A 22,107-nucleotide genomic window follows, 5' to 3' on the forward strand; every position below is an offset into this window, starting at 1 on the left:
CAAGGCTAGTATCTATGATAGCACTATAATTCCCCTATGATAAGGTGTTAGTGGAAATTGAAAATATTTAAGCCGAACAGCGAATTATCAAAATATTATTCATTTATTTTTAGGCTACCAGGTATATATGCTGTTCTATTGTTAATAATATCTGTTAATGTTCTTTTCTTTATTCATGTCGGATATAATATACTTGTTTATATTGTGTACTTTATTTTAGTATTTTTAATAGTATCAGTTTACGGTATACTTAGTAATTCTCCATATAAACGTTTAAAGAGATCCTTATTCCTAGCATTAATTACTGAAACATATGCCTTCATAATAGGTTTTTTCGATATAGGATTAGGTATTGTTTCTTCAACTGTAATGATCATTCTCGGCATACTAGGTGTAGATGGAACAAGTATTGGAAAGTATATATTATCAATAATACCTCCGTTACTCGTTCTAATTATTTTTAACATGTACAGTTATATTCCACTATTAATAGTTCCAATATTCCTAGACTATATTATTTATAAAGTAATGTCAATTCACAAAATAGGTAGTTATCCAGCTCCAGATCTTGGGTCTATGTTTATAAGGAATATACTTGAAAAAAAGAGAGATATTGAGAAAGTCTTTAAGGATCTAGGGGTAGAGGAGACAGTTCATCCCAGAATAATTTATAATAATAATGAATTATTCATTCTATACTCGGATATCCATTACGGCCCATTCTCAAATACAGGCAGTAGTATGTTGCCTACACTTCTATATGAGAAATTAAAGCACAGATACGGTTCGGTCGTGGTATTACATGGTATGGGTTCTCATGATAGAAACATATCTACTTTTGATGAAACAATAAAGTTTGTCGAATACATTATTGAAAATACCGATGATGCGAATAGTGAGTATATAAAGTTCTATGATTATGAAAGGATCTCGGATGGAGAATGGGATCTATTAATTCTAGTATTTAATAGATTATCAATAATATTTATTTCAAGAAATGAAGGCATAGATGATCTTCCCTACGATTTACAAATGGAATACGAATTGAAAGCCGTTCACGCTGGTTTAGGAGACCTCATTCTTGTTGATTGCCATAATCACGAGTTAGAATCCAAGCCTAATATAGAAGCTTTAAGAAAACTACTTGATAAAGCAATAAACAAGATAAGCGAGATCAAGAGAAATAATAATGAAAAAACACTCATATATAGAGCTAAGACTATTAAAGCCCGATCACCTGGAGTAATAGGATCGAGAATAACGCTTATACAGTTAGGAGGCGATCCAGAAAAGCTCTTAACATTAATATATATTCCTGGAAACAATATGGAGCCTGGATTAAGAGAAAAAATAAGAAGTGTTCTCAGCGAAAAATATGGGGTTGTAGAAAAAAGGATCGAAGTATTTACAAGTGATGAACATACAGAGACAGGCATTTATTCTTCTACAATATACATTCCAGTCCAATATAATGATAAGCTGTTAACAGCTATATTAAAAGGATATAAAGATCTATTGGAGAAAGAGTTCAAAAAAGATCTCAAATATAAAAAACTGAGTGTAAAAACAAAACTAATGAAAAATACTGCTTGGAAACTATTAGAACTTGTTCACAATTCTTTCAAACTATCCTTTATATTAATATGGTCATATGTCTTGCTAACACCGCTTATTCTCTTTTTGATTAAGCAGTTTTTGTAGTGTAATTTAATTGTTTTCTAGGAAAATTGATAGATGTAAGATGGGGGGGCCAGCCATTATCCGCCGCTCTACCAGGCTGAGCTACGGGCCCTTTCTCTTGTCCAACTATTTCTTGTATAAATAAGCTTTTAAATTTTACCGAATAACTAACGTTTATAATATTAGGTGCAGAGATTATATTTAAATTCCATAATCAACTTTTAAACTATTGATAAGCGGGTGATAAATTTGGTTACTGATATAAAGAGAGAAATAGATTTAAGACCTACGACAAAGATCGAAAACATAGTTGCCACAGTCATTCTTGATCAATCCCTAGACCTCAACCTTATTGAGAGCCGTGTCCCCAATGTTAGTTATCAACCTGATCAATTTCCAGGTTTAATATTAAGATTAGAAAAACCAAAAACAACCGCACTAATATTTAAATCTGGCAAAATGGTTGTAACAGGTGCCAAAAGCACTCAACAACTAATAGATGCTGTTAAGAAAATAATTAAGTTGCTGAGAAAATATGGTATTAAAATAGTTTCAAAGCCTCGTATACAAATCCAAAACATTGTAGCGTCCGGAGATATTAATGCATACATTAATTTAGAGAGAGCAGCTTATCTATTAGAAGACAGCATGTATGAGCCGGAACAATTTCCAGGCCTTATTCATCGTATGAGAGAGCCGCGTGTTGTCCTATTAATTTTCAGTAGCGGAAAAATGGTTATTACTGGTGCAAAGGAGGAAAGTGAAGTAGAAACAGCAGTTAGAAATATTGCTAAGAAACTATTAGATCTAGACTGTTTATTACCGAAGAAAAGCGAATAATAGGGTAGAGTTAAAAATATTACATAATTAAAACATTATACAGCTCTGAATGATGACGTGGGCAGCCTAGGACCAACATCGTAGGGATGAAGACCCTAGTCTCACACTGAATTACCTTTCCTAATAATGTTCCACTACATTATTTCTTTTTTAGGAGAAAAAACAATACAATTTTAATGAATAATTTTCAAATAGATCTATTACCATCATGATCTATAAAAGCAGTACTAATTTATTACCACCAGCTCTTTTAGCTTTTCTTAACACGCGAATAGCTCTTCTTCTACCTGGTGTTCCATGATATGCTTCTCTCCTGTTTTTAGCTTTTCTTCCTAAAACATAGTCTCTAATAACTACAATAGTGATAGATGCACCAACTCTATTAACTTCGTCTTTTATAACTTTCAGATCCTTAACGATCTCATTTATTTGTTCATATCCATACGGGATCTCGAGTATTGTTTCTTCTGTGCCTCTTTCATAGTCTAATCCATATACCACAACTGCTCTCCATTTTCTCACAAAATTTTCAACAAGACTCGTTAACATACCTGTTACAGTATTAGGTCTATATTGGTCGAGACCATGCTTAACAGTATATTCTTCGAAACGATCTAGATCTAGAACTATGATTATGCCTTCAACAAGCAAAGCTTTCATCTTATTCTTTCATTTTTTAAAAATATGTTATCGAGAAACCTCAACCTTTTCGGTATAGGCGGATGGCTACTGAGAACTTCTTTTGCTGGATCAACTGGTGAGTTCTTTATCTTCTCTATTACTTCATCAATATCTCTATAACTTATGTTCTTTCTATAACTATATGGGTAGAAGGGGTTCGCGATCGCGTCTGTTAATGCGTAAATGAAGAGTGTCCTTAGCTTACTGGAGTCTATGTGTTCCCGCATTTCTTTGTTATATGAATAATACATGTGTAGCTTAGCTAGTGCTCGTTGCATCTCCTTATTTCCAGCAACATATGCTCCATGAGCATCTGCATAGTATTCTCTTAACCTACTAAAAGCTAGAATGAATACTTGTATTATTAAGCTCAATAAAATAGCTCCAACACCGAGAAGCAGTAACAATAATGGATTTCCTCCTCTTTCTTGCCTACCATATCCTCCTGTAAGACCCGCTCTCATAAAGACAAGGCCTAGATAATATATTATACTCGGTATAATCCCCATAAACAACATTATGAAGTTATCTCTGTGCTTATGATGACCAAGCTCATGCCCTATTACTCCTAATAACTCGTTTCTATCAACAATACCCAACATACCCGTGGTTACAGCTACATATTTGCCGGTCAAGAAGTTACCGTATGCAAAAGCATTAGGGGGACCATTAACAATCATAGCTTTGGGAGGTTTCATACCTGCTCTTCTAGCAGCTTCATCAACTAGCCTCTGTAGCTCGGGATCATGCTGTGCTCCATAAGATACATTGATGATTACTGGAGAAATAATATACATTATTACATTCATTATTATAACGAAAATAATCAAGTCTGTAAATAATATGCTGTATCCCAAGTTCTCAATAATTAGCCATAGAATATATATCGCTGAAAATCCTCCTACGAAAACTATTGCACCTGCAATATACATTGATGTATAAAATGAAAACTTATTCGATAATTTTCTAGCAACTCTCGGAGCAATTAAGGAAGCAATAATGTTGAGTGTTATAAATCCTATTATGTATGCCAGAAACATTGCAACAACTACTAGAGGATCATAAAACCACCATATCATGATCACATACCTCCCGCTCCTATTCTACTATCCCATAATAATGTATAGGCCCATATAAAATCTCACATTAACATCCCCATTATTTATAAGAATTCATATATGAGCCTATACAAGAATATTAAGGTACTACTGAAATTATATATAGTAGATGTTGAGGCCGACATAGTCCAACCCCTTATGTAGGGGGATGAAGAAGGGTCGATTATCTGAAGAGCAATATGGGCGTGAATATGATGCATTATAGGGTGCAAACATATTGGCTAAGGAGCTTAAAAAAATTGAGCTCGAATTATATGAGGGAATAGATGATATTAGCGAAAAGATAAGAAGCAGTGCTTTCGAAGCATATATAACTTTGGAGGGAATGTTTCAAGGAATTATAAGGGTAATAGGAGAAGATATAGCAAGTGTTTTTAAAGAATTAATTAGTAAGAGTAGCAGAAAATGCATATACAGCAGGATCAGTTTACGAAAAGAAACTGGGACATGGGATGAGCTTGGCATACTTGTATGTAATGGTATAGCAATAGCTGCCTCAGGGGAAATAGATAATGAGAAATTGTCGGGTATAAAATTATTAGAAAAAATAGCTAGTAGAATAAACAAGAATATTTATTCAGCCGGGGTAATTGAGATAACAGAGATATCATTAGACTTTATTAAGAAAAGACTAGGTATCAATATTGATAATTTTGTCTCCACAGAGTCATTAGAAAAATCAGCATCCGAGAAAAAACCTTTAAAAACTCAAAAATTCAAAGAAGTCGGTAAAATAATTGAGCCAAAAGAAATAGCTCCAGCCGCCACTATACCAGTCGAAACTTCAACATCGAAAACAGCTCCCTTACCTGTTGAATTAGCGAGACAAGTTCTACCGCCGCAAGTCCTCGCATCTCTTGGTTTAACAAGGGAAAATAAACAAGTATTAATTGAGGATAAAAATTTTCAACCTATTAAGGTAAAAGAGGCAATATCTATTGATCAATCAATACTTGAATTCAGTGATAAAATGATTAAATATGCATTCGAAAACCAAGTAAATATATCGCAAGCAATAATTAGAGGAGATAATGAAAAACTTGTTGTAGAAGTCATAGTGGCTCGATTAGGCTTTGCACGTAAAAGACAAAAAATGATAAGCCTAGCTAATAACGTAGCAGAACTAATTAGAGATGTATTAGTAAAAAGTAATGTTAATGTTAAAAAAATATCTGTGATAGTCCGCCACGGATTCGATGCTGTAAAAGTATCGAGGGATCTATCAGCGAAATAAACTACTATTATAATCCACACATTAAAAAAGCAGTTTCTATATCTTTAAATTCAATAACCGATATTCCTTTATTATCTAATTGATAATTATCGATGATGACTAGATCATCTGAAACAATATTCTCAATACCAAACTCAACATCTTCAACTTTTTCATATTCTATAGAAACAATAACTCTCGCCTTATTTAGGATGCCATACTTCTTAATTAGAGGCGATAAGTAATTATTATGATCGAGAGAAATAGATGTTCCCGGATGATACGCGCTCATTGCCGGCAACACGATTATCTTGTTTCCAACAGTAGTCGGCACTATTAAGAAAGCCGGGAATTTATATGCATTAAAACATCTTAGACTAGGATGTTCATGTCCAATCACTACTAAATCATATTTAGATATATCTTTTTCTAAATGTCCATGAATAAAGAGTGTTTTGTAGTTATTAAAATATAATTCATATTCTCTCATTAATTCTATACCATAATCTTTCAGAATTATTGGTAAGAAATTATCATGATTTCCTCTCACAACTATTATTTCCTCGATACCATTAGACAATAAATAATTAAATAGTTCTCTAATTTCTTCTCTTTCCTGCCGGAGAAGCCTATCAAATGCATGTTTGAGATCTCCGTTTATCAGTACACGTTTAGGCTTCAAATATTTAAATACAAAACTTAATGTCTTCAATGTATTTCTTAGCTGGATTTTCGGAATAAACATTCCAGTATAGCTTGTCGAAGCTCTACGACTACTATAATCTAAACCCCTAGCTACTGATTCCTCAAAACCTAAATGTACATCTGAGAAAATAATCATGTTATGGCTTCTAGAATAAAGAATAGGAGTTCCTAAAACTATATGGAGATCAATATCTTTTTCTCTAAACAACGGTCTCAATATCATTTATAGAGACACCATCGAATAAAGTTGTATTCAAAAATGTTTAGAAGGTTATAGAAAATTATAGAAGCGGGCCCGCCGGGATTTGAACCCGGGACCTACGGGTTAAGAGCCTCGGCTATCGGCTGGCCCCCCTATTTTGAGGAATTATTATTATTGGATTATTAAATCTTATTGTTTTAATCAAGTTTCTCCTACAATTCTGCCTATTAATAAACAATCTTTATCGTTTATTATCCTAACATAATATGTATGATCGATCTTTTTTCCTCCACCATAGATCGTTATGAGCCATTCTTTTTTAACTGCTACACCTATATATTCTCCTCGGAAAAGACCTGGAGATACCGTCTTTACAGCAGTAACATCGTTCTTCCTATAAGGACATGGGTAACGTTTCCTTTTCTCCATACCCCATTCACTCATTTCCCAAGATACTTTGAGTCCAGTGGCTTTCTCTATTTCTCTAATTTTCCTCCAGAACATTCTCCATTTTAGAGGTTTTACTCCTGGAACCTTTCTTCCATACTTATGTATATTATATTTCTGAATAGTTGCTGGCGGCCATTTTTTGCCGGCGCCAATTCTATATGCCCACTTAATAACTTCTATAATGTCATCATCGTTAATACCTGGTATCCACACAGGTGTAATATGTAGATCTATGTTTGTTTCCTGAACAATATATTCAGCAAGCTTTTTAACTTTATCAATATTAAACCATTCTACTCCCTGCAACAATTTTGCTTTCTCATTATTTAGGGTATCTATACTTAGATTTATACGGTCTAGGCCGGCTTCATTTAACTCATCTATGAGTCTATGAGATAAAAGGGCTCCATGTGTTTCTAAAGCTATGCTTGAAATATAGGGACTTCTTTTCAGCTTCTTAACTAGATAGGTTAGATAAGGATATGTTAAAGGGTCTCCTACAGTATCAATTAATGCCTCCACACCACCTCCTTTAAATCTAGCAATTTCAATAGTTGCTTCATATATAGAATCAGGATCAACTATGAATTCTGCTCGTCTATTCCTACTATGTGGACCAGCATCTACACTACAGAAGATACAGTTTAATGGACAAAGAGTTGTTGGACGAACTTGTAAAACATTCGTTCCTCTATCGATCACTCCAAAACCAATGTATCCATATAGAGGTGTTCCTTTAACAAAGTATAATGGCCTATTTCTCCAAACTACTCCGATAATCTTAGTCTCTAGCAATATTCATCACATATTCAGTATTGATTGGAGGTATTGTTTCGTGTTTAAGAATCCAAGAACTGGGATCACTTATTCCCTTTATATATAGATAATGTGTTGAAACCGCCCCATTTTCATCTATGAATCTATAGATTTTAACAGGTATCCAGCCGGGGATTGGGAGATTATAAGCAATAATACGTGTTCCTTTTCTCAATTCCTTACTATATTTCAACGCTAGTTTTCTGGATATGCTGGGATAAAGGTATTGATAAATAACAGTTGCGAATCCTAAATAAGTATTGAAAAAATCTTCTTCTAGAACTATAATTCTATCATCTAGCCCCGCCTCTCTAGCTTTTAAACTTATTAAAGCCGAAAATGAAGGATCAATTTCAACAGCCACTGCTAATGCTCCTCTTCTTGCTGCTTCGATCACTGCTCTTCCATCACCCGCACCCAAATCATATAAGACATCTCCTCGACCAACTTTTGCTAATTCTAATGCATTTCTAACAGCTGTATAAGAGCTCGGAATATACGGTACCTTACCCATTTAAAACACCTTATATTATCTGGATTTTTAGCATAGCAGTTTAATTTAAAATTGCTTTAAACAGTTTTCTAAAATTTTTTATTCTTTATACTTATCTAAGCCCAACTTAGTAGTCAGGACTCACATACATATAAATAATTATAAATAATGAAGAAACTAATTCATCTTATAATTAAGCTTACTTAACTTAAATTAATGTTAGTTTCGTTGAGATTTAGGTGCCTAGTCTTCATTAATATTTTTAAGCGTGGGAAAATATAAATGCTAGAGAACAAGTTATCTATGAATGTATCGATATTGTTAAGCAAGGGTGTTCACTAACTGAGGTGTACGTTTTGGCTGAAAAGCTACTAGAGGTTAGTCATCTGAAGACATATTTTTACACAACGAAGGGTATAGTTAGAGCTGTTGATGACGTATCTTTTGAGCTCAATAAAGGAGAGGTATTAGGAATAGCTGGAGAATCCGGCTGTGGTAAGAGCACGACAGCATATTCATTGATTAGACTAGTACCGCCTCCTGGAAGAATTGTTTCTGGCGAAATAATTTTTGAAGGAGAAAATCTTCTTAAACTGAGTGAAGACGAGTTTAGGAAAAAGATCAGATGGAAAAAGATCAGTATGATCTTTCAGGGAGCAATGAACGCTTTAAACCCCGTATTTACCGTTGGAGACCAAATAGCAGAAGTATTAATGCTTCATAAAGGGTTAACCAAGAAGGAGGCTATGGAAGAAGTATATAAATTATTGGAAATGGTCGGGATCAACCGTAGGAGAGCTCGGAGTTATCCACACGAGTTATCCGGAGGCATGAAACAACGTGTAATGATAGCAATGGCTCTAGCACTACAACCACCCCTAGTAATAGCTGATGAGCCTACAACGGCATTAGATGTCGTAGTTCAAGCACAAATAATGAATTTATTGAAGAAGCTGCAGAGAGAACAAAAAATGTCAATTATACTTATCACACATGATCTAAGCCTAATCGCTGAAATAGCTGATAAAGTTGCAATCATGTATGCTGGAAAAATAGTTGAATATGGAAAGGCCGAGCATATCTACTACAATCCACAACATCCATATACACAGGGATTACTAAAAAGTATCCCTAGGATAAGAGGAGAAATATCAAAGCTAGAATGGATCCCTGGAACGCCACCAGACTTATTAACACCACCTCCAGGCTGTAGATTTGCTCCTAGATGCAAATATGTAATGGATATTTGTAGGAAAGAAGAACCACCCATGGTAGAAGTTGAGCCAGGACACTATGTTTCATGTTGGCTTTACGCAAAAAAGTCTGAAGGGTGAAATAAATGGCTGAAACTGCATCTATAAATGTATATAGGCCTGTTCCAGATGATAAAACTGTATTGTTCGTGGATAATCTGAGAACATGGTTCCCAATACGTAGAAGCTTCACAGAAGTCATTAGAAGAGCTCCTAGAAGATATGTTCACGCAGTAGACGGAGTATCATTTAAAGTTGAAGAAGGAGATGTTTTCGGATTAGCCGGAGAATCGGGTTGTGGCAAAACAACAACTGGCAAGACTATTTTAAGACTTGTAGATCCAACATCGGGTGTTATTGGATACCGTCCCAGAAAGAGATTACTTGATGAATGGAAAGAAATCGGCTATGAGCCTCCGGTTATAGATAAATATGGCGACATAGACATTGCCAGAGTCCCATCAAAGTTTCTCAAACCACTTAGAAAAGAAATGCAAATAATATTCCAGGACCCTTATGGAAGCTTAAACCCCAGAGCAACAATATACAAAATACTTGAAGAACCATTGATCATACACCGTGTCGGAGTAACTAAGGATGAAAGAGTAGACATCGTTGCTAGAGCACTCGAAGAAGTCAAGCTCACTCCTCCCGAAGACTTCATGTATCGTTACCCCCATATGTTATCTGGTGGTCAAAGACAACGTGTAGGTATTGCAAGAGCGTTAATTCTACAACCAAGATTCATAGTTGCAGATGAGCCTGTATCAATGCTGGACGTATCCATTAGAGCAGAAATACTCGAGTTAATGATGGATTTAAAGAAGAAACTTAATCTTACATATATATTCATAACACACGACCTAGCGGTTGCAAGGTATATTACAAACAAGCTAGCAATAATGTATCTAGGAAAAATAGTAGAAATGGGAGAAACACGTAGAATACTTGAAAACCCAATGCATCCATACACAAAAGCATTAATTGAAGCAATACCAGAACCAGATCCTAAGAATAGGGAAAGAATAAGAAATGTACCAATAAAAGGCGAAGTTCCAAGCGCAATTAATATACCTCCCGGATGTAGATTCCACCCCAGATGTGTAAGCTACGACCAACACCCAGAACTACAAAGATACTGTAGAACCGTTGAGCCATCATTAATTGAGATCGAAAAGAATCACTGGGTTTCATGCTGGCTTTATGGAAACCCCGAAGAAATAATTAAAATGATAAGAAAATAATTCAAGCCTTTTTTACCGTATACTTGCTCTAAGCATAATGATCCTGTACAAACTAACCAATACAGCAACATTACCAATCATAGCAAGGAAAAACGCTGGAAGAACTAAGAAATTATATGGCTTATATATTCTTTCAATAATGAACGAATAAGAAACATTACCTTCAACATATGTAACATTAAACCTTGCCAGTCCCGGCAAAACTATGTTTACCTTCTTCAAAACTGTCAAATTATATACATTTACTTTGCCACGAGTACCGAGAACTATAACCCCACGATCACCTGTAATGGATAACTTAGTCCTATAAGACGAACTATTCAGATAGAGATATAAAACAGTTGAATTCATAGGTATGTGTGTAAAGTTTTTATCAATATATCTGTTTTCACGATAGATAGGGTTCACTGCTACATATAGATCACTTATGAAGATCAATAATAAGGCTGAAACAGCTAACAATCCCCCAATAATGGCTATTATTATCTCTCTTTTCATCAATCTCTTAATATCCTGTTCCATCCACTCCTCCCCCATTGTTTATCTATACTATTTTCTATATGTTTTATCATGTGCTAACCGAGTTTTCTAGTATTCTTATATATTGTCCCCATAATTACATTCGCTTTTTCCCACTATCATTCTTTTCTCTAAGACTATACACCATGGACTTTGCACAATTTTGTGTATCATGTTTATTCTAGATCTTTCCGTATTAATAGCTTAGAACGATCTTGTTATTTTTGTCTTAGAAGATAAAACGTACTGTTTGAACTCCAGTAAATATGATTATCACTGTGCAATCCCATTTTTGGGGAAATATTATATTTTTACATATGTTCATGGTCAAATATTTTGCCCATATATAAATCAAAATATTGAAACATATATTCCTATAAAAACTTTTTTAAGGAATCACTGATTAATTGTTTAACAGTGAGACTAAAGGAAGCATTTAAATGGGGTGTATGATTGTGAATTATAAACTCTTGGTTGGAATCATAGCATTAGCTATAGTAATATTATCATTTACTCCCCCAATTCCAATGGCTCAAAACCAAGGACAACCAGTAACCGAGATAACCTGGACAACATCGACACAGGAAGAACCAGCTATACTACAGGTTGCGCAGGGTCAAGCAGATGTATTTGCTTGGTCAGTGCCGTTATATAAATATGATGCGATTGATCCACAGTATCGTCAGAACTTGAAACTAATTAGGTCAACAACTACATATGTTGACATAGCATTAAACCCAGCAGCCAACGTGATCGATCCTAATGCAAATGGTACAGTAGAACTAGTTGATAAAAACCTAACTGGTAGACAAATACCAGGACTACTCGTATGGGATCCACCGACAAACTGGGTAAACTGGACACAGATAGGACAAAACATTTCTTGGAGCCAAGTCCACTTTAACCCATGGGGCATCCGCGAGATGAGATATGCTCTAGAATTCCTAATAGACAGAGACCTAATTGTTAGAAAGATCTATGGTGGAAGCGCTGCACCTGCATTAGGAGCAATTAGACCCAGTCATCCATGGTATGATCATGCTAAACAAATATATGAACAACTAGGATTAACTCCGACCGGCGACAAACAAAAGGCACAACAGATCTTCTTAAATGCATTAAACAAGGTTAGGCAGATCTATCAACAATACGGAATGGATCTTCAGTTAAGAGACGCTTCTGACGCTCCTGGAGGAAAATGGCTGTATTTTGTGAAAGGTGATGGTAGCGAGGAACCTGTAACTGTCTACTTTGTAATACGTGTAGAAGATGAGAGATTATATATTGGTAGACAAATCGCTGATTGGATAGAGAAATACTTCTACATACATGTAGAAAGAATAGAGAAAGAAAGAAGTGTAGTAACACCTGTAATTTATGGAACAAACCCAGTAACAACTAGCACTGCACTAGGCGGAGTAGTATGGAGCATGTATACTGAAGGATGGGTAAGCATGGGCGAAGACATTGATGTATGGGCAAGATATGATACAGCATTCTTCTATGCACCACTAAGAGGATATGGTCCAAACCACCAAGTCAAAACGTGGTGGTACTGGTTTAACAGGACAATGTATGAAAAAGGAGTAGACCTATATTATGGTACATATACTGAGAAAAACGTAGACCAATTATTCAATGAGATCGCATGGATGCTGAGAGCTGGTATTGAACAATCCATAAGAGTATTCGTAACAGAAAACTGGGAATACACAGCTGTCAACAAGGACAGAGTAGTTTCTCTAATTCCAGGAAAGGCCAGTGGATTCTGGACACCATGGGCTATAAGAACATTGACAACAACTGATGGAAAACTAAAGATCATTGAATACTCATCATCTGGAGCATTATTCATGAGTGCATGGAACACTGTGCTAGGATTCACTGATGTATACAGCGAGTTAATGGGTAGGCAAATAAGAGACTTCGCATTCTACAGCAGACCTGATACAGGTATTCCAGAGCCGGTACGTGTACAAAGCTTCGATGTTGAACGCGGAAACTTCACAATACCAAATGATGCCTACGTATATGATCCTGTACAGGACAAGTGGGTTAACATACAGAACATGAATGATCAGGCAGCAGACTACTTCTACGGCGGCAAGCCTACATCGGCACCTGTAAAGGTCATATTAAACTACAAGTTTGGTAAATGGCATGATGGATCAGACATAACAATGGCTGATGTCCTATACTGGTATGGATTCTACTGGGAATGGAGCTTTGATGATTCACGAGTCACTAATGAAACTGATCCATACTATGATCCAGAAATAGATTCTAGTATGTCATGGATTATGGGCACTATTTATGGTATTAAGGTACTCAACAGCACTGCTATTGAAATCTATACATCATATGATGACGTATATAAAGTACTAGTTGCAGCACAAGTTGCATTCTGGCCTGATGTACCATGGCATGTGATGGCTGCCGCAGAGTATTTGATTGTGAACAAGGAAACACCGCCAGGTTCATCCTATCCATTCGGATGGACCGATCGTGAAGGACAAAGTGTTGGCATAAGCTTCATTGATCCAGGACATGCATCAAAAATACAGAGCGCATTACAAACTCTACAATCACAAAACTTCATACCACCATACATATCAACATTCCCAGGATTAACAGTTAATGATGCATCAACAAGATACACAGATGCAATCAACTTTATAACAACATACGGACATGCCATGATCAGTAATGGACCATTCTATGTAGAATCCTATAACCCGTCAACCAACGAGCTAGTAATGAAATATTTCCAGCCATATGATAACGTATATCCGAAGGGATACTGGACCAATAAGTTCAGGCTAGTAGTTCCACAGCTCGTAGACATATCAGCACCAGAAATAGTCATCGGCGCATTCGACGTACAAATAACATTGAAGCTCGTACAAATAGCTCCACAATACCAAGAATTAACACCTTCAGGTTTCAGCATATTAGCAACAGTTTACAAGCCAACAGAGAACGGATCAGTTAAGGTCGGCGATGTTCCTGAGGACGCCATTATTGATCTGGGTGGTGGCGTCTATAATATCAGCTTCAGCGACGAACTAGCAGCACAATTCTTCAATGAGTCAGGCACATATTACCTCGTGATAGTAATTCAGCATCCAGAGTCTGGAACAGCAATAATAAGATCATTAGAATTAACAGTTATTGCTGCAGCTCCAACTACAACAACTACGACCACAACCACCACTACTACAACGACTACGACAACAACTCCGCCACCAACAACTACAACCACTACATCGCCTCCTACAACGACTACGACAACCACGACTACTACAACAACTACTACTACGACCACTACTACTACGACTACTACTACCACGACCACAACTACAACCACAACTCCCCCAGCAACCACGACTACAACTACTACGACAACATCTCCGCCACCAACAACACCAACAACACCAGCAGCAGGTGGAGTAAGCACAACAACATGGGCAATAATAGTAGCAATAATCATAATCATAATAATAGCAATAATAGCATGGTACTACACAAGAAAGAAATAAAAACTATCTAGGGTCGTAATATTTAAACTCAAATCAATATCTTTTTTAAACATCAAAAACACTTCTTATATGTTTATTGAATAAAATGTTTTGACTTGTTAACCTTAAATTTATAAGTTATATCGATATTAATCTACAAAGGGACTAGGAGGAGTGTGAATAATGGCGGCTGGTATAGGTCGTGTAGTTGCTACTACCATTATAAATATTATAGTTGTTCTCGTTATAGTTGCTATAATAATGTCGACAATATTTGTGATCCAAGCAGATACTTATCTCAAGGGTTTAGCTAAAGAGATGTATAATTTGAGAGCTAGACAATTAGAAGAACAGATGGCAAGAACCGGCGCGCCCAAGCAGGTGATACAGCAGAAGTTAAAGCTTCTAAACAAGACCATATGGGAAAGCCTAGGATTAACAAAACCTTTACATGAGAGAATATTGATGTATGCGTGGAATGCTATAATATTTAATTTTACAGCTTTCCCTATTAGGCAAGGTGTAGCGTATCCGGGAGGAGGCACTAATGCTGCAGAAGTAGTTTTCAACGCATTAAGAGCTACAGCAATATTATTTACTACTGCAACAATAATAGAATTAGCTATCGCGATCTATCTGGGCTTGCAATCTGCTAAACGTGCTGGAAGTGTCCTGGATAGAACAATAACAGGTATTGCACTACTATCTGCTAGCTTGCCAATGTGGTGGGTAGGGATACTAATGCTTCTTGTATTTTCGTATCATCTAGGATTGTTCCCATATGCTGCTAAAGAAGTATATGCTGCAATAGGAAAACTTAATCCGAGCTCGCCATTCTATATTTTCGACTATATAAGGACATGGCTATACTATATGGCTCTACCACTAATCACTATTGTCCTTGTCACATTTGGTGGTGGAGCATATATTGTGAGAAACATAGTGTTGGGAACACTTAGAGAAGACTTCGTAATGGTTGCCAGAGCAAAAGGATTGCCTGAAAGACTTGTTCTATACAAACATGTCTTAAGAGCAGCTAGTCCACCAATAGCTACTATGACAGCATTATCCCTAGTAGGCTCGCTGGGTGGCGCTATAATTACGGAAACAGTATTTCAATGGCCTGGAATGGGTCTAACATACTGGATAGCAATACAAAATGGTGATTCAGGAGTAGTAATGGCGAATACATGGATAACAACATTCCTATTCATCGTAGTCATATTCACTCTAGACTTCATCTACATGCTCCTAGATCCACGTGTCAGAGTGGGTAGGAGACAAGGTTAAAGGTGATAAGACATGCCGCTCTCAGAGTCTATTAGAGAATTCTGGTTCGAGATTAGAAGACAAAAAATCGGTATAGCTGGATTAATATTATTATTTATCCTTGTAGGTTTAGTAGTGTTCTTCCCAGTTATAGCTAATCCAGCAGATGTGGATCACTGGTATGATAACGAGTATTGGCAAGATAGAATGTTGCCCAAATTGGCACCTCCAACATGGGCTAACGCTTTAGATCCAAATCCCTACCCGGTAACTCACGATATACCGGATAACAATATTAAGATCACAATAAAGAAATATAACTTAATGACATTTGATGGATACGTAAAATATATGAATGAAACAGGAAAAACACAGCAAATAATAAAACAATTTAGAGAAAAATACCATGTTAATCTAACATGGAGTCAGCTACAACAAATACTCCAACTGTTATGGAAAAAATCTGTTCAGCAAGGTCAAGTTGGCGAAGTAATATATGCTAATCTAACGTACATCTTCGATCTAAACTCCGGCAAACCGCCAAAGGATATTGCGTTTAGATTAAGACTAAACTTTGGAAACATATTATATAACGATCTAAAGCAAGGTGTTGGAGTATATATTAAGAGACCTGATAATATCACGATATCATTAATACCTGGCTATAGTTATCCCTCCAACCCATACGATATTAACCAGTATGCTGAGCTTGGAAAAAGAGAGATCCTAGATCTATTGAAGATCCCGTATACATATGTTAAGGTAGAAAATGAGACAAGACTATTTATAAAGAATGATACTGATTGGTTCTTTATCTTGACAGAATACGCTAGTGCAGCAAGAAACTATCAACAAGGACTAGGATTAATACAGGTTCTAAAACCTATAACGGATAAAGCAGGTGTAGAGCTTGTTCCAGGACAACTTATTGATTTCATGAAAATAACGTTTTCCAAGGCAACACCAGAGATCATTAGTGGACAACCAGGTGTATTAAAAGGAACATATAAGGCAGAATTTCTATTTCTCCTAAGAATAAAGCCTAATGACGTAGGTAAGGTCAACGTATCAATAACTCCTGTAAAGGCAAGAATAATGGGAGCTTATGGGCTTCTAGGAACCGATAATAGGGGAAGGGATTTATGGTCTGCTATAACATATGGTGTTAGATGGGCATTATTAATAGGTTTATTAACGGCATTTGGAGCGGTAATGATTGGCGTCATATATGGTATGACTTCTGGATATAGTGGAGGCTATACTGATGTTGCAATGCAGAGAATAGCGCAAGTAGTATATTCATTACCTGTTCTACCATTATTGATCCTACTATCATATTTCGTAAGCAGAAGTATATGGATACTTATAGCATTATTAATAGCGTTTGGATGGGTAGGTCTACAGTTTACAGTGCGTTCAATGGTTCTACAAATCAGAGAAGAACCATATATAGAGGCTGCTAGAGCACTTGGCGCTTCCAACCTGAGGATACTGTTTAAATACGTGTTCCCACAACTACTACCATACGCATTTGCATCTATGGCTCTAAGCGTACCAGGAGCAATTCTAACAGAGGCTGGCCTAAGCTTCCTCGGATTAGGAGACCCAGATATAGTAACATGGGGTAAAATACTCTATGAAGCCAACAGGGGTGGTGCAGTATTAGCTAATGCTTGGTGGTGGGTGCTTCCGCCAGGATTAATGATTGCAATAACAGCATTAACATTCGTAATGATCGGTATGGCTTTAGAGAGAATCGTAGAGCCTAGGTTAAGGACAAGGTAACAGATATAACTAATCATGATTGTATATGAGAAGCTTTTTACAATATATTCGGGATAACCCTTAATTTCTTGGTCTCCATAATCATTATTAGTAAACCATTAAGAATAATATTCATTTGTTATTCTAAGGTGTAAAGTATGAAAATTCCCGAGAAAGAAGCAGGAATAATTGGTTGGGGATCATATATTCCTCGGTGGAGGCTTAAACTAGAAGAAATAACGAGAATATGGGGTTTTGCGCCAGAAACCCCTCATGGATTAATGGTTGAAGAAAAATCTGTGGCTGGAATCGATGAAGACGCTGTAACTCTTGGATGGGAAGCTGCTAAAAACGCTTTAGCCAGAGCAGAAATTGATCCTAAAGAGATAGGTGCTGTCTGGTTCGGTACAGAATCAAAACCCTACGCAGTCAAACCTTCAGCAACAATTATTGCTGAAGCATTGGGGATCACACCAGATACTATGGCTTCAGACCTAGAGTTCGCTTGTAGAGCAGCTAGTGAAGCATTGAGAATAAGTATTGCTACAATAGCATCTGGCATGGTTAAATATGCTTTAGTAATCGGTTCTGACACTGCACAAGCTAATCCTGGAGATGTACTCGAGTATACAGCATCGTCTGCAGCAACTGCTTTTATAACAGGTCCTGCAGACCAAGCTGTCGCAGTATTTGAGGCGAGCTATACCTATGTAACCGATACGCCTGATTTTTGGCGCAGAGCACATGTTCCCTACCCACTGCACGGGGAAGGATTCACTGGTGAACCAGCATATTTTCACCATATAATAAACGCTGTAAAGGGATTATTTGAGAAAACAGGGCTTAAACCAGATGATTTCGACTATGCAATATTTCATCAACCCAACGGTAAATTCCCATTAACTGTTGGAAGAAGACTTGGTTTTCCAAAAGAAAAAATATTACCAGGGCTCATTACACCATATATTGGCAATAGCTACAACTCATCAGCCCTAATAGGTTTATCCAGAGTTCTCGACATAGCTAAACCCGGGCAAAGAATATTATTGGCACCATTCGGAAGCGGTGCTGGTAGCGATGCTTACAGTATTATTGTTACCGATAAAATACTTGAGAAACAAGATAAAGCACCGCGCGTCGACGACTACTTGGCTAGGAAACATTATATTGACTACGCACTATATGCAAAATATAGGGGCTTAATAAAGAGAATATGATAGAGGATTGATCAACCATGCAGTTCTCAATACCTAGATTTTGGCGTGAAAGAGCGTCTCATTATAGATTAAAAGCTGTTAAATGTAGAAAATGTGGAAGAATAAATTATCCTCCATCAAGCGTATGCAGATATTGTGGCTCAAAGGATCTCGAGGAAATATATTTGGATAAAGAAAAAGCAAAACTTCTTACATGGACAATAATATATACCACACCTATAGGATTCGAGGATAAGAAACCAAGAATAATAGGAATAGTTGAAACAGTTGAAACACACGTCAAAATACTTGCACCAATAACTGATGTATTGCCCGAAGAACTTAAAGAGGGAATTTTATTAGAACCCGTTCTAAGAAGAATAAATCAGGACCGGGAAGCAGGTCTAATCCATTACGGTATAGCTTATAGACCGGTGATAAAAACAATTGGGGGAACGTAGATCTAGCATAAAAGATTTTTTATCAAAACTTAAATCATCTAAAAAGCCCTTAGAAGAAGTAGATGAACTAGTTGAAAACCAAAATATAGCTACACTATTAAGAAGAAAAATCCTAGAAGAAAAACTAAATATATCGCTATCAGCAACTGGTTCATCCATATTAGACTTCGTGGAAACAGAGGGAAAAATATCATATAAATCCATAGGCGCCATCCAAATACCCGTGACAGTAATAGGTCCGTTAAAAATAGATGGATACTATATAAGGGACGAGAAATACATTCCTCTGGCATCAATTTATCCGGCACTAATGGAAGCAGTAGATTTAGGAGCTAAAATTATTGGAGATACACGTATACGAGTAAAAATAAATAGATGCTGGTTAAGATTATTCACAGTTTCCCCTAGAAGAAGTCCAATTGATCTATGTAGAATAGTGGAATCAGAAATACAAGCTCTTAATGAATACGAGAAACTAAAAGTGCTATGTTTCGGTAGGGGTGCGGGACATATAATAAATACTGTTATGATAGGAGAAAATGGAATTTGCGAGACTCTCTCAAAATGGATTGAGAAAAACGATCTCAATGAATTATTAATAAAAACTATAGGGTCTAAAATACCAGTGATTACTCCATACTTAGTATTTGATACCAGTATTAATACTGATATTCATAAAGGAAGATTTGGAGACTACAATATCGAGCCTAATCTATTCCTCGAAGCATATAATGCATTAGAAGACTTAAAACCAATAGATAACTCATTACAACCCGTAATACTTGGTGTTCTAACATCATTTTATTCATCCATAGGTATTAAACCAGAATATGCGCTCAGATCAGATATTCGCCAATACAATGTATTTACTAAATTTAGAAAAATAACTGTATCTATTAATTCAAGAATAATACTTCCTCTAACTATTAATATTAATGAATTATCGATTATGAATAAGGAGGTAGTAGGCATTCTTAAATTAGAATCTCTGAAATCCAAATACTTGTCAGAGATAGCATCAGCGCTAGTATTAGTTGCTTATATAGGATTAATAGCTAGCATAGCTAAAGAATCTGTCTAACCATTTAAGATTCTTGTCAATGCATAATATTCGCTTTCAAGAGTTTTCTCAACATATTCGTCCAGAACTATATCATCCCAGGGTAGGGGTTCACCATACCTATAACCATTGAATAAATACGATGTACTATAACTATTATTTCTCAGAGCTCTTCTCCAACTACCGAGATCACCTCCGCTCAGACTCCACTCAACTAATACCTTGGAAATATTATTATTAGCCAATGCAATACTGCCTTGTATCCATGCCCAATTCACATATAATGGTCTAGTATCAATTAATCCTTTGAGTTCTCCACGATAATATCGTACTATATTTTTTGCTTTTTCAAGATCGATCATACCAAACCATTGAAAAACTGTTTTAGGTTTAGGAACTAATGGGTTAAGCGTAATAGTTAGCTTCAAATTCTTCTCTCTGATCTTCTTCGCTATTTTCCTTAAAGCATTTATATTTGTTCTATTATCATTTAAAGATTCATTTTTTACTCCGAAAATGATGTAAAGCTTTAAATTAAAATTCTTGCTTATTATTTTATCTATTGATTCATTAACTATATTAAGATCAAAATATTTTCCATAAATTCTTTGAATAAATGTGTTGAATGATTCAGGAGCTATGGTTAAGTTTTTCTGCCCAAGATCCTTTACTAGTTCTAAGAAATAATCGTTAACATATTCAACCCTTAGGGAAGGTAGCGAACCTTTAATCTCGTTAGAAACAAGATATTCTAATAATTTAATATCTTCTTTTCCTCCGGGGAAAAGTAATGAATAAATAATAACGCGTTTTAGAAGATTAACTAATAAACCTCTATTTATTAGGTTAAATAATGTATTATTACTTCTCCTCCTATATGGTTTAAATAATCTTGATTCCATACAGAATCTGCACCAGAACCTGCACCCTCTACTTACCTCTAATAAAAATCCACGTCCATATACTGGTTCGATCTCAGTATTTTGTATTTGTTTTATAGGATAGTAGGCTTTGTCAAGATTTTTAGTCCATTCTTTATATACTAGTTCATCGGTATAGTCTGGAGAATAAACATATTTATACGATGATATCTTTTCTAGAAAACCACTTTTATTATCTCTATAGGTTATGAAATCATCTATTATTTTAGGTAATGTATCCTCTGCTTCACCTATAATGAAGGCGTCAATAAAATCTTCATATGGATGAGGATTTGCAATTACTCCAGGTCCACCGGCAATAATCGGAATTCTTCTCTTATCTCTGTAAACTTCTAATCCGGAAGAATATAGTATCCGTAGTAATCCCGAAATGTTTGGTTCATAATGAATACTTGTTATTATTAGATCAAAATCTTTTAATGGACTATTTGTCTCAATACTTCTAGGATCCTCCTCGGTTCCAAACAAGTTTTTCAAATAAAATCTCTCGACATAGACTTCATCATATAATTCGTTTAACATGTAATAAATTAGATGAGTAACTATACTGGAAAGCATGGATTCATATGTGCTGGGATAGACATATGCTATCCTAATTAGTTTTTTACTAATCTTTTTTCTAACAACATTATATTCCAATTTTACCTCACCGGCTCTTATCGATATTTTTTTAGACTTGTTCCT

At 35.9% G+C, this 22,107-nt stretch carries 18 protein-coding genes; 11 read left to right on the forward strand and 7 right to left on the reverse strand.

All coding sequences use genetic code 11. The features are described 5' to 3' along the window. Positions 1 to 57: 57 nt before the first annotated feature. Positions 58 to 1,701 carry a DUF2070 family protein gene (locus SMAR_RS06875; protein ID WP_011839606.1) on the forward strand — a complete coding sequence of 548 codons (1,644 nt, stop codon included), beginning with the start codon at positions 58 to 60 and terminating at the stop codon, positions 1,699 to 1,701. A gap of 228 nt (positions 1,702 to 1,929) precedes the next feature. Then, entirely contained in the window at positions 1,930 to 2,520 is a 591-nt protein-coding gene (locus tag SMAR_RS06880) for a TATA-box-binding protein (RefSeq protein WP_011839607.1), read from the forward strand. Between the two features lie 213 nt (positions 2,521 to 2,733). On the opposite strand, the gene SMAR_RS06885 is transcribed toward SMAR_RS06880, so the two are convergent. Both SMAR_RS06885 and SMAR_RS06890 read right to left on the reverse strand, forming a co-directional pair. Then, positions 2,734 to 3,180, reverse strand: a complete 447-nt coding sequence (locus tag SMAR_RS06885; RefSeq protein ID WP_011839608.1) for a hypothetical protein — start codon at positions 3,178 to 3,180, stop codon at positions 2,734 to 2,736. Continuing rightward, complete coding sequence (locus SMAR_RS06890) at positions 3,177 to 4,280, reverse strand: zinc metalloprotease HtpX (RefSeq protein WP_011839609.1); 1,104 nt, start codon at positions 4,278 to 4,280, stop codon at positions 3,177 to 3,179. The genes SMAR_RS06885 and SMAR_RS06890 overlap by 4 nt, the downstream gene beginning before the upstream one ends. A gap of 256 nt (positions 4,281 to 4,536) precedes the next feature. Between SMAR_RS06890 and SMAR_RS06895 the strand changes: the two genes are divergently transcribed. Beyond that, positions 4,537 to 5,553, forward strand: coding sequence for a hypothetical protein (locus SMAR_RS06895; protein WP_011839610.1), 1,017 nt, complete (start codon positions 4,537 to 4,539; stop codon positions 5,551 to 5,553). Between the two features lie 7 nt (positions 5,554 to 5,560). Here the strand turns inward: SMAR_RS06895 and SMAR_RS06900 are convergent, their stop codons facing one another. The 3 genes from SMAR_RS06900 to SMAR_RS06910 form a co-directional block, all read right to left on the reverse strand. Next, a complete protein-coding gene (locus SMAR_RS06900) occupies positions 5,561 to 6,460 on the reverse strand; it encodes a metallophosphoesterase (RefSeq protein ID WP_011839611.1) in 900 nt (299 codons plus the stop codon). Between the two features lie 180 nt (positions 6,461 to 6,640). Further along, positions 6,641 to 7,684: a radical SAM protein gene (locus tag SMAR_RS06905; RefSeq protein WP_011839612.1), complete on the reverse strand. Its 1,044-nt coding sequence runs from the start codon at positions 7,682 to 7,684 to the stop codon at positions 6,641 to 6,643. Continuing rightward, positions 7,671 to 8,219, reverse strand: a complete 549-nt coding sequence (locus tag SMAR_RS06910) for an SAM-dependent methyltransferase (RefSeq protein WP_011839613.1) — start codon at positions 8,217 to 8,219, stop codon at positions 7,671 to 7,673. Before SMAR_RS06910 ends, SMAR_RS06905 begins: the two co-directional genes overlap by 14 nt. A gap of 335 nt (positions 8,220 to 8,554) precedes the next feature. Between SMAR_RS06910 and SMAR_RS06915 the strand changes: the two genes are divergently transcribed. Both SMAR_RS06915 and SMAR_RS06920 read left to right on the forward strand, forming a co-directional pair. Continuing rightward, positions 8,555 to 9,532, forward strand: a complete 978-nt coding sequence (locus tag SMAR_RS06915) for an ABC transporter ATP-binding protein (RefSeq protein ID WP_011839614.1) — start codon at positions 8,555 to 8,557, stop codon at positions 9,530 to 9,532. Between the two features lie 5 nt (positions 9,533 to 9,537). Then, positions 9,538 to 10,695 carry an ABC transporter ATP-binding protein gene (locus tag SMAR_RS06920; protein WP_011839615.1) on the forward strand — a complete coding sequence of 386 codons (1,158 nt, stop codon included), beginning with the start codon at positions 9,538 to 9,540 and terminating at the stop codon, positions 10,693 to 10,695. Positions 10,696 to 10,707: 12 nt separating this feature from the next. On the opposite strand, the gene SMAR_RS06925 is transcribed toward SMAR_RS06920, so the two are convergent. Beyond that, on the reverse strand, positions 10,708 to 11,217 hold the full coding sequence (locus tag SMAR_RS06925) for a hypothetical protein (protein ID WP_011839616.1): 510 nt from the start codon (positions 11,215 to 11,217) through the stop codon (positions 10,708 to 10,710). Positions 11,218 to 11,663: 446 nt separating this feature from the next. Between SMAR_RS06925 and SMAR_RS06930 the strand changes: the two genes are divergently transcribed. The 6 genes from SMAR_RS06930 to SMAR_RS06955 all read left to right on the forward strand — a co-directional run bounded on the left by SMAR_RS06930 (position 11,664) and on the right by SMAR_RS06955 (position 20,503). Next, positions 11,664 to 14,753: a peptide transporter gene (locus tag SMAR_RS06930; protein WP_148676773.1), complete on the forward strand. Its 3,090-nt coding sequence runs from the start codon at positions 11,664 to 11,666 to the stop codon at positions 14,751 to 14,753. A gap of 162 nt (positions 14,754 to 14,915) precedes the next feature. Next, entirely contained in the window at positions 14,916 to 16,022 is a 1,107-nt protein-coding gene (locus SMAR_RS06935) for an ABC transporter permease (RefSeq protein ID WP_011839618.1), read from the forward strand. Between the two features lie 12 nt (positions 16,023 to 16,034). Next, entirely contained in the window at positions 16,035 to 17,786 is a 1,752-nt protein-coding gene (locus SMAR_RS06940) for an ABC transporter permease (protein ID WP_011839619.1), read from the forward strand. A 137-nt stretch (positions 17,787 to 17,923) separates the two neighbouring features. Then, positions 17,924 to 18,982, forward strand: a complete 1,059-nt coding sequence (locus SMAR_RS06945) for a hydroxymethylglutaryl-CoA synthase (protein WP_011839620.1) — start codon at positions 17,924 to 17,926, stop codon at positions 18,980 to 18,982. Positions 18,983 to 18,999: 17 nt separating this feature from the next. Then, positions 19,000 to 19,422, forward strand: coding sequence for a Zn-ribbon domain-containing OB-fold protein (locus tag SMAR_RS06950; RefSeq protein ID WP_011839621.1), 423 nt, complete (start codon positions 19,000 to 19,002; stop codon positions 19,420 to 19,422). After that, complete coding sequence (locus tag SMAR_RS06955) at positions 19,409 to 20,503, forward strand: hypothetical protein (protein ID WP_011839622.1); 1,095 nt, start codon at positions 19,409 to 19,411, stop codon at positions 20,501 to 20,503. The genes SMAR_RS06950 and SMAR_RS06955 overlap by 14 nt, the downstream gene beginning before the upstream one ends. On the opposite strand, the gene SMAR_RS06960 is transcribed toward SMAR_RS06955, so the two are convergent. Continuing rightward, entirely contained in the window at positions 20,500 to 22,062 is a 1,563-nt protein-coding gene (locus tag SMAR_RS06960; RefSeq protein ID WP_011839623.1) for a radical SAM protein, read from the reverse strand. The genes SMAR_RS06955 and SMAR_RS06960 overlap by 4 nt on opposite strands. Positions 22,063 to 22,107 lie beyond the last annotated feature (45 nt).

This window comes from Staphylothermus marinus F1 (assembly GCF_000015945.1).
Lineage (GTDB): Archaea > Thermoproteota > Thermoprotei_A > Sulfolobales > Desulfurococcaceae > Staphylothermus > Staphylothermus marinus.

Excerpts from the sequence above, each read along its gene's own strand:
- SMAR_RS06885 (WP_011839608.1), bottom strand. The coding sequence starts at position 3,180 with ATGAAAGCTTTGCTTGTTGAAGGCATAATCATAGTTCTAGATCTAGAT.
- SMAR_RS06890 (WP_011839609.1), bottom strand. The coding sequence starts at position 4,280 with ATGATATGGTGGTTTTATGATCCTCTAGTAGTTGTTGCAATGTTTCTG.
- SMAR_RS06900 (WP_011839611.1), bottom strand. The coding sequence starts at position 6,460 with ATGATATTGAGACCGTTGTTTAGAGAAAAAGATATTGATCTCCATATA.
- SMAR_RS06910 (WP_011839613.1), bottom strand. The coding sequence starts at position 8,219 with ATGGGTAAGGTACCGTATATTCCGAGCTCTTATACAGCTGTTAGAAAT.
- SMAR_RS06920 (WP_011839615.1), top strand. The coding sequence starts at position 9,538 with ATGGCTGAAACTGCATCTATAAATGTATATAGGCCTGTTCCAGATGAT.
- SMAR_RS06925 (WP_011839616.1), bottom strand. The coding sequence starts at position 11,217 with ATGGAACAGGATATTAAGAGATTGATGAAAAGAGAGATAATAATAGCC.
- SMAR_RS06930 (WP_148676773.1), top strand. The coding sequence starts at position 11,664 with ATGATTGTGAATTATAAACTCTTGGTTGGAATCATAGCATTAGCTATA.
- SMAR_RS06935 (WP_011839618.1), top strand. The coding sequence starts at position 14,916 with ATGGCGGCTGGTATAGGTCGTGTAGTTGCTACTACCATTATAAATATT.
- SMAR_RS06940 (WP_011839619.1), top strand. The coding sequence starts at position 16,035 with ATGCCGCTCTCAGAGTCTATTAGAGAATTCTGGTTCGAGATTAGAAGA.
- SMAR_RS06945 (WP_011839620.1), top strand. The coding sequence starts at position 17,924 with ATGAAAATTCCCGAGAAAGAAGCAGGAATAATTGGTTGGGGATCATAT.
- SMAR_RS06950 (WP_011839621.1), top strand. The coding sequence starts at position 19,000 with ATGCAGTTCTCAATACCTAGATTTTGGCGTGAAAGAGCGTCTCATTAT.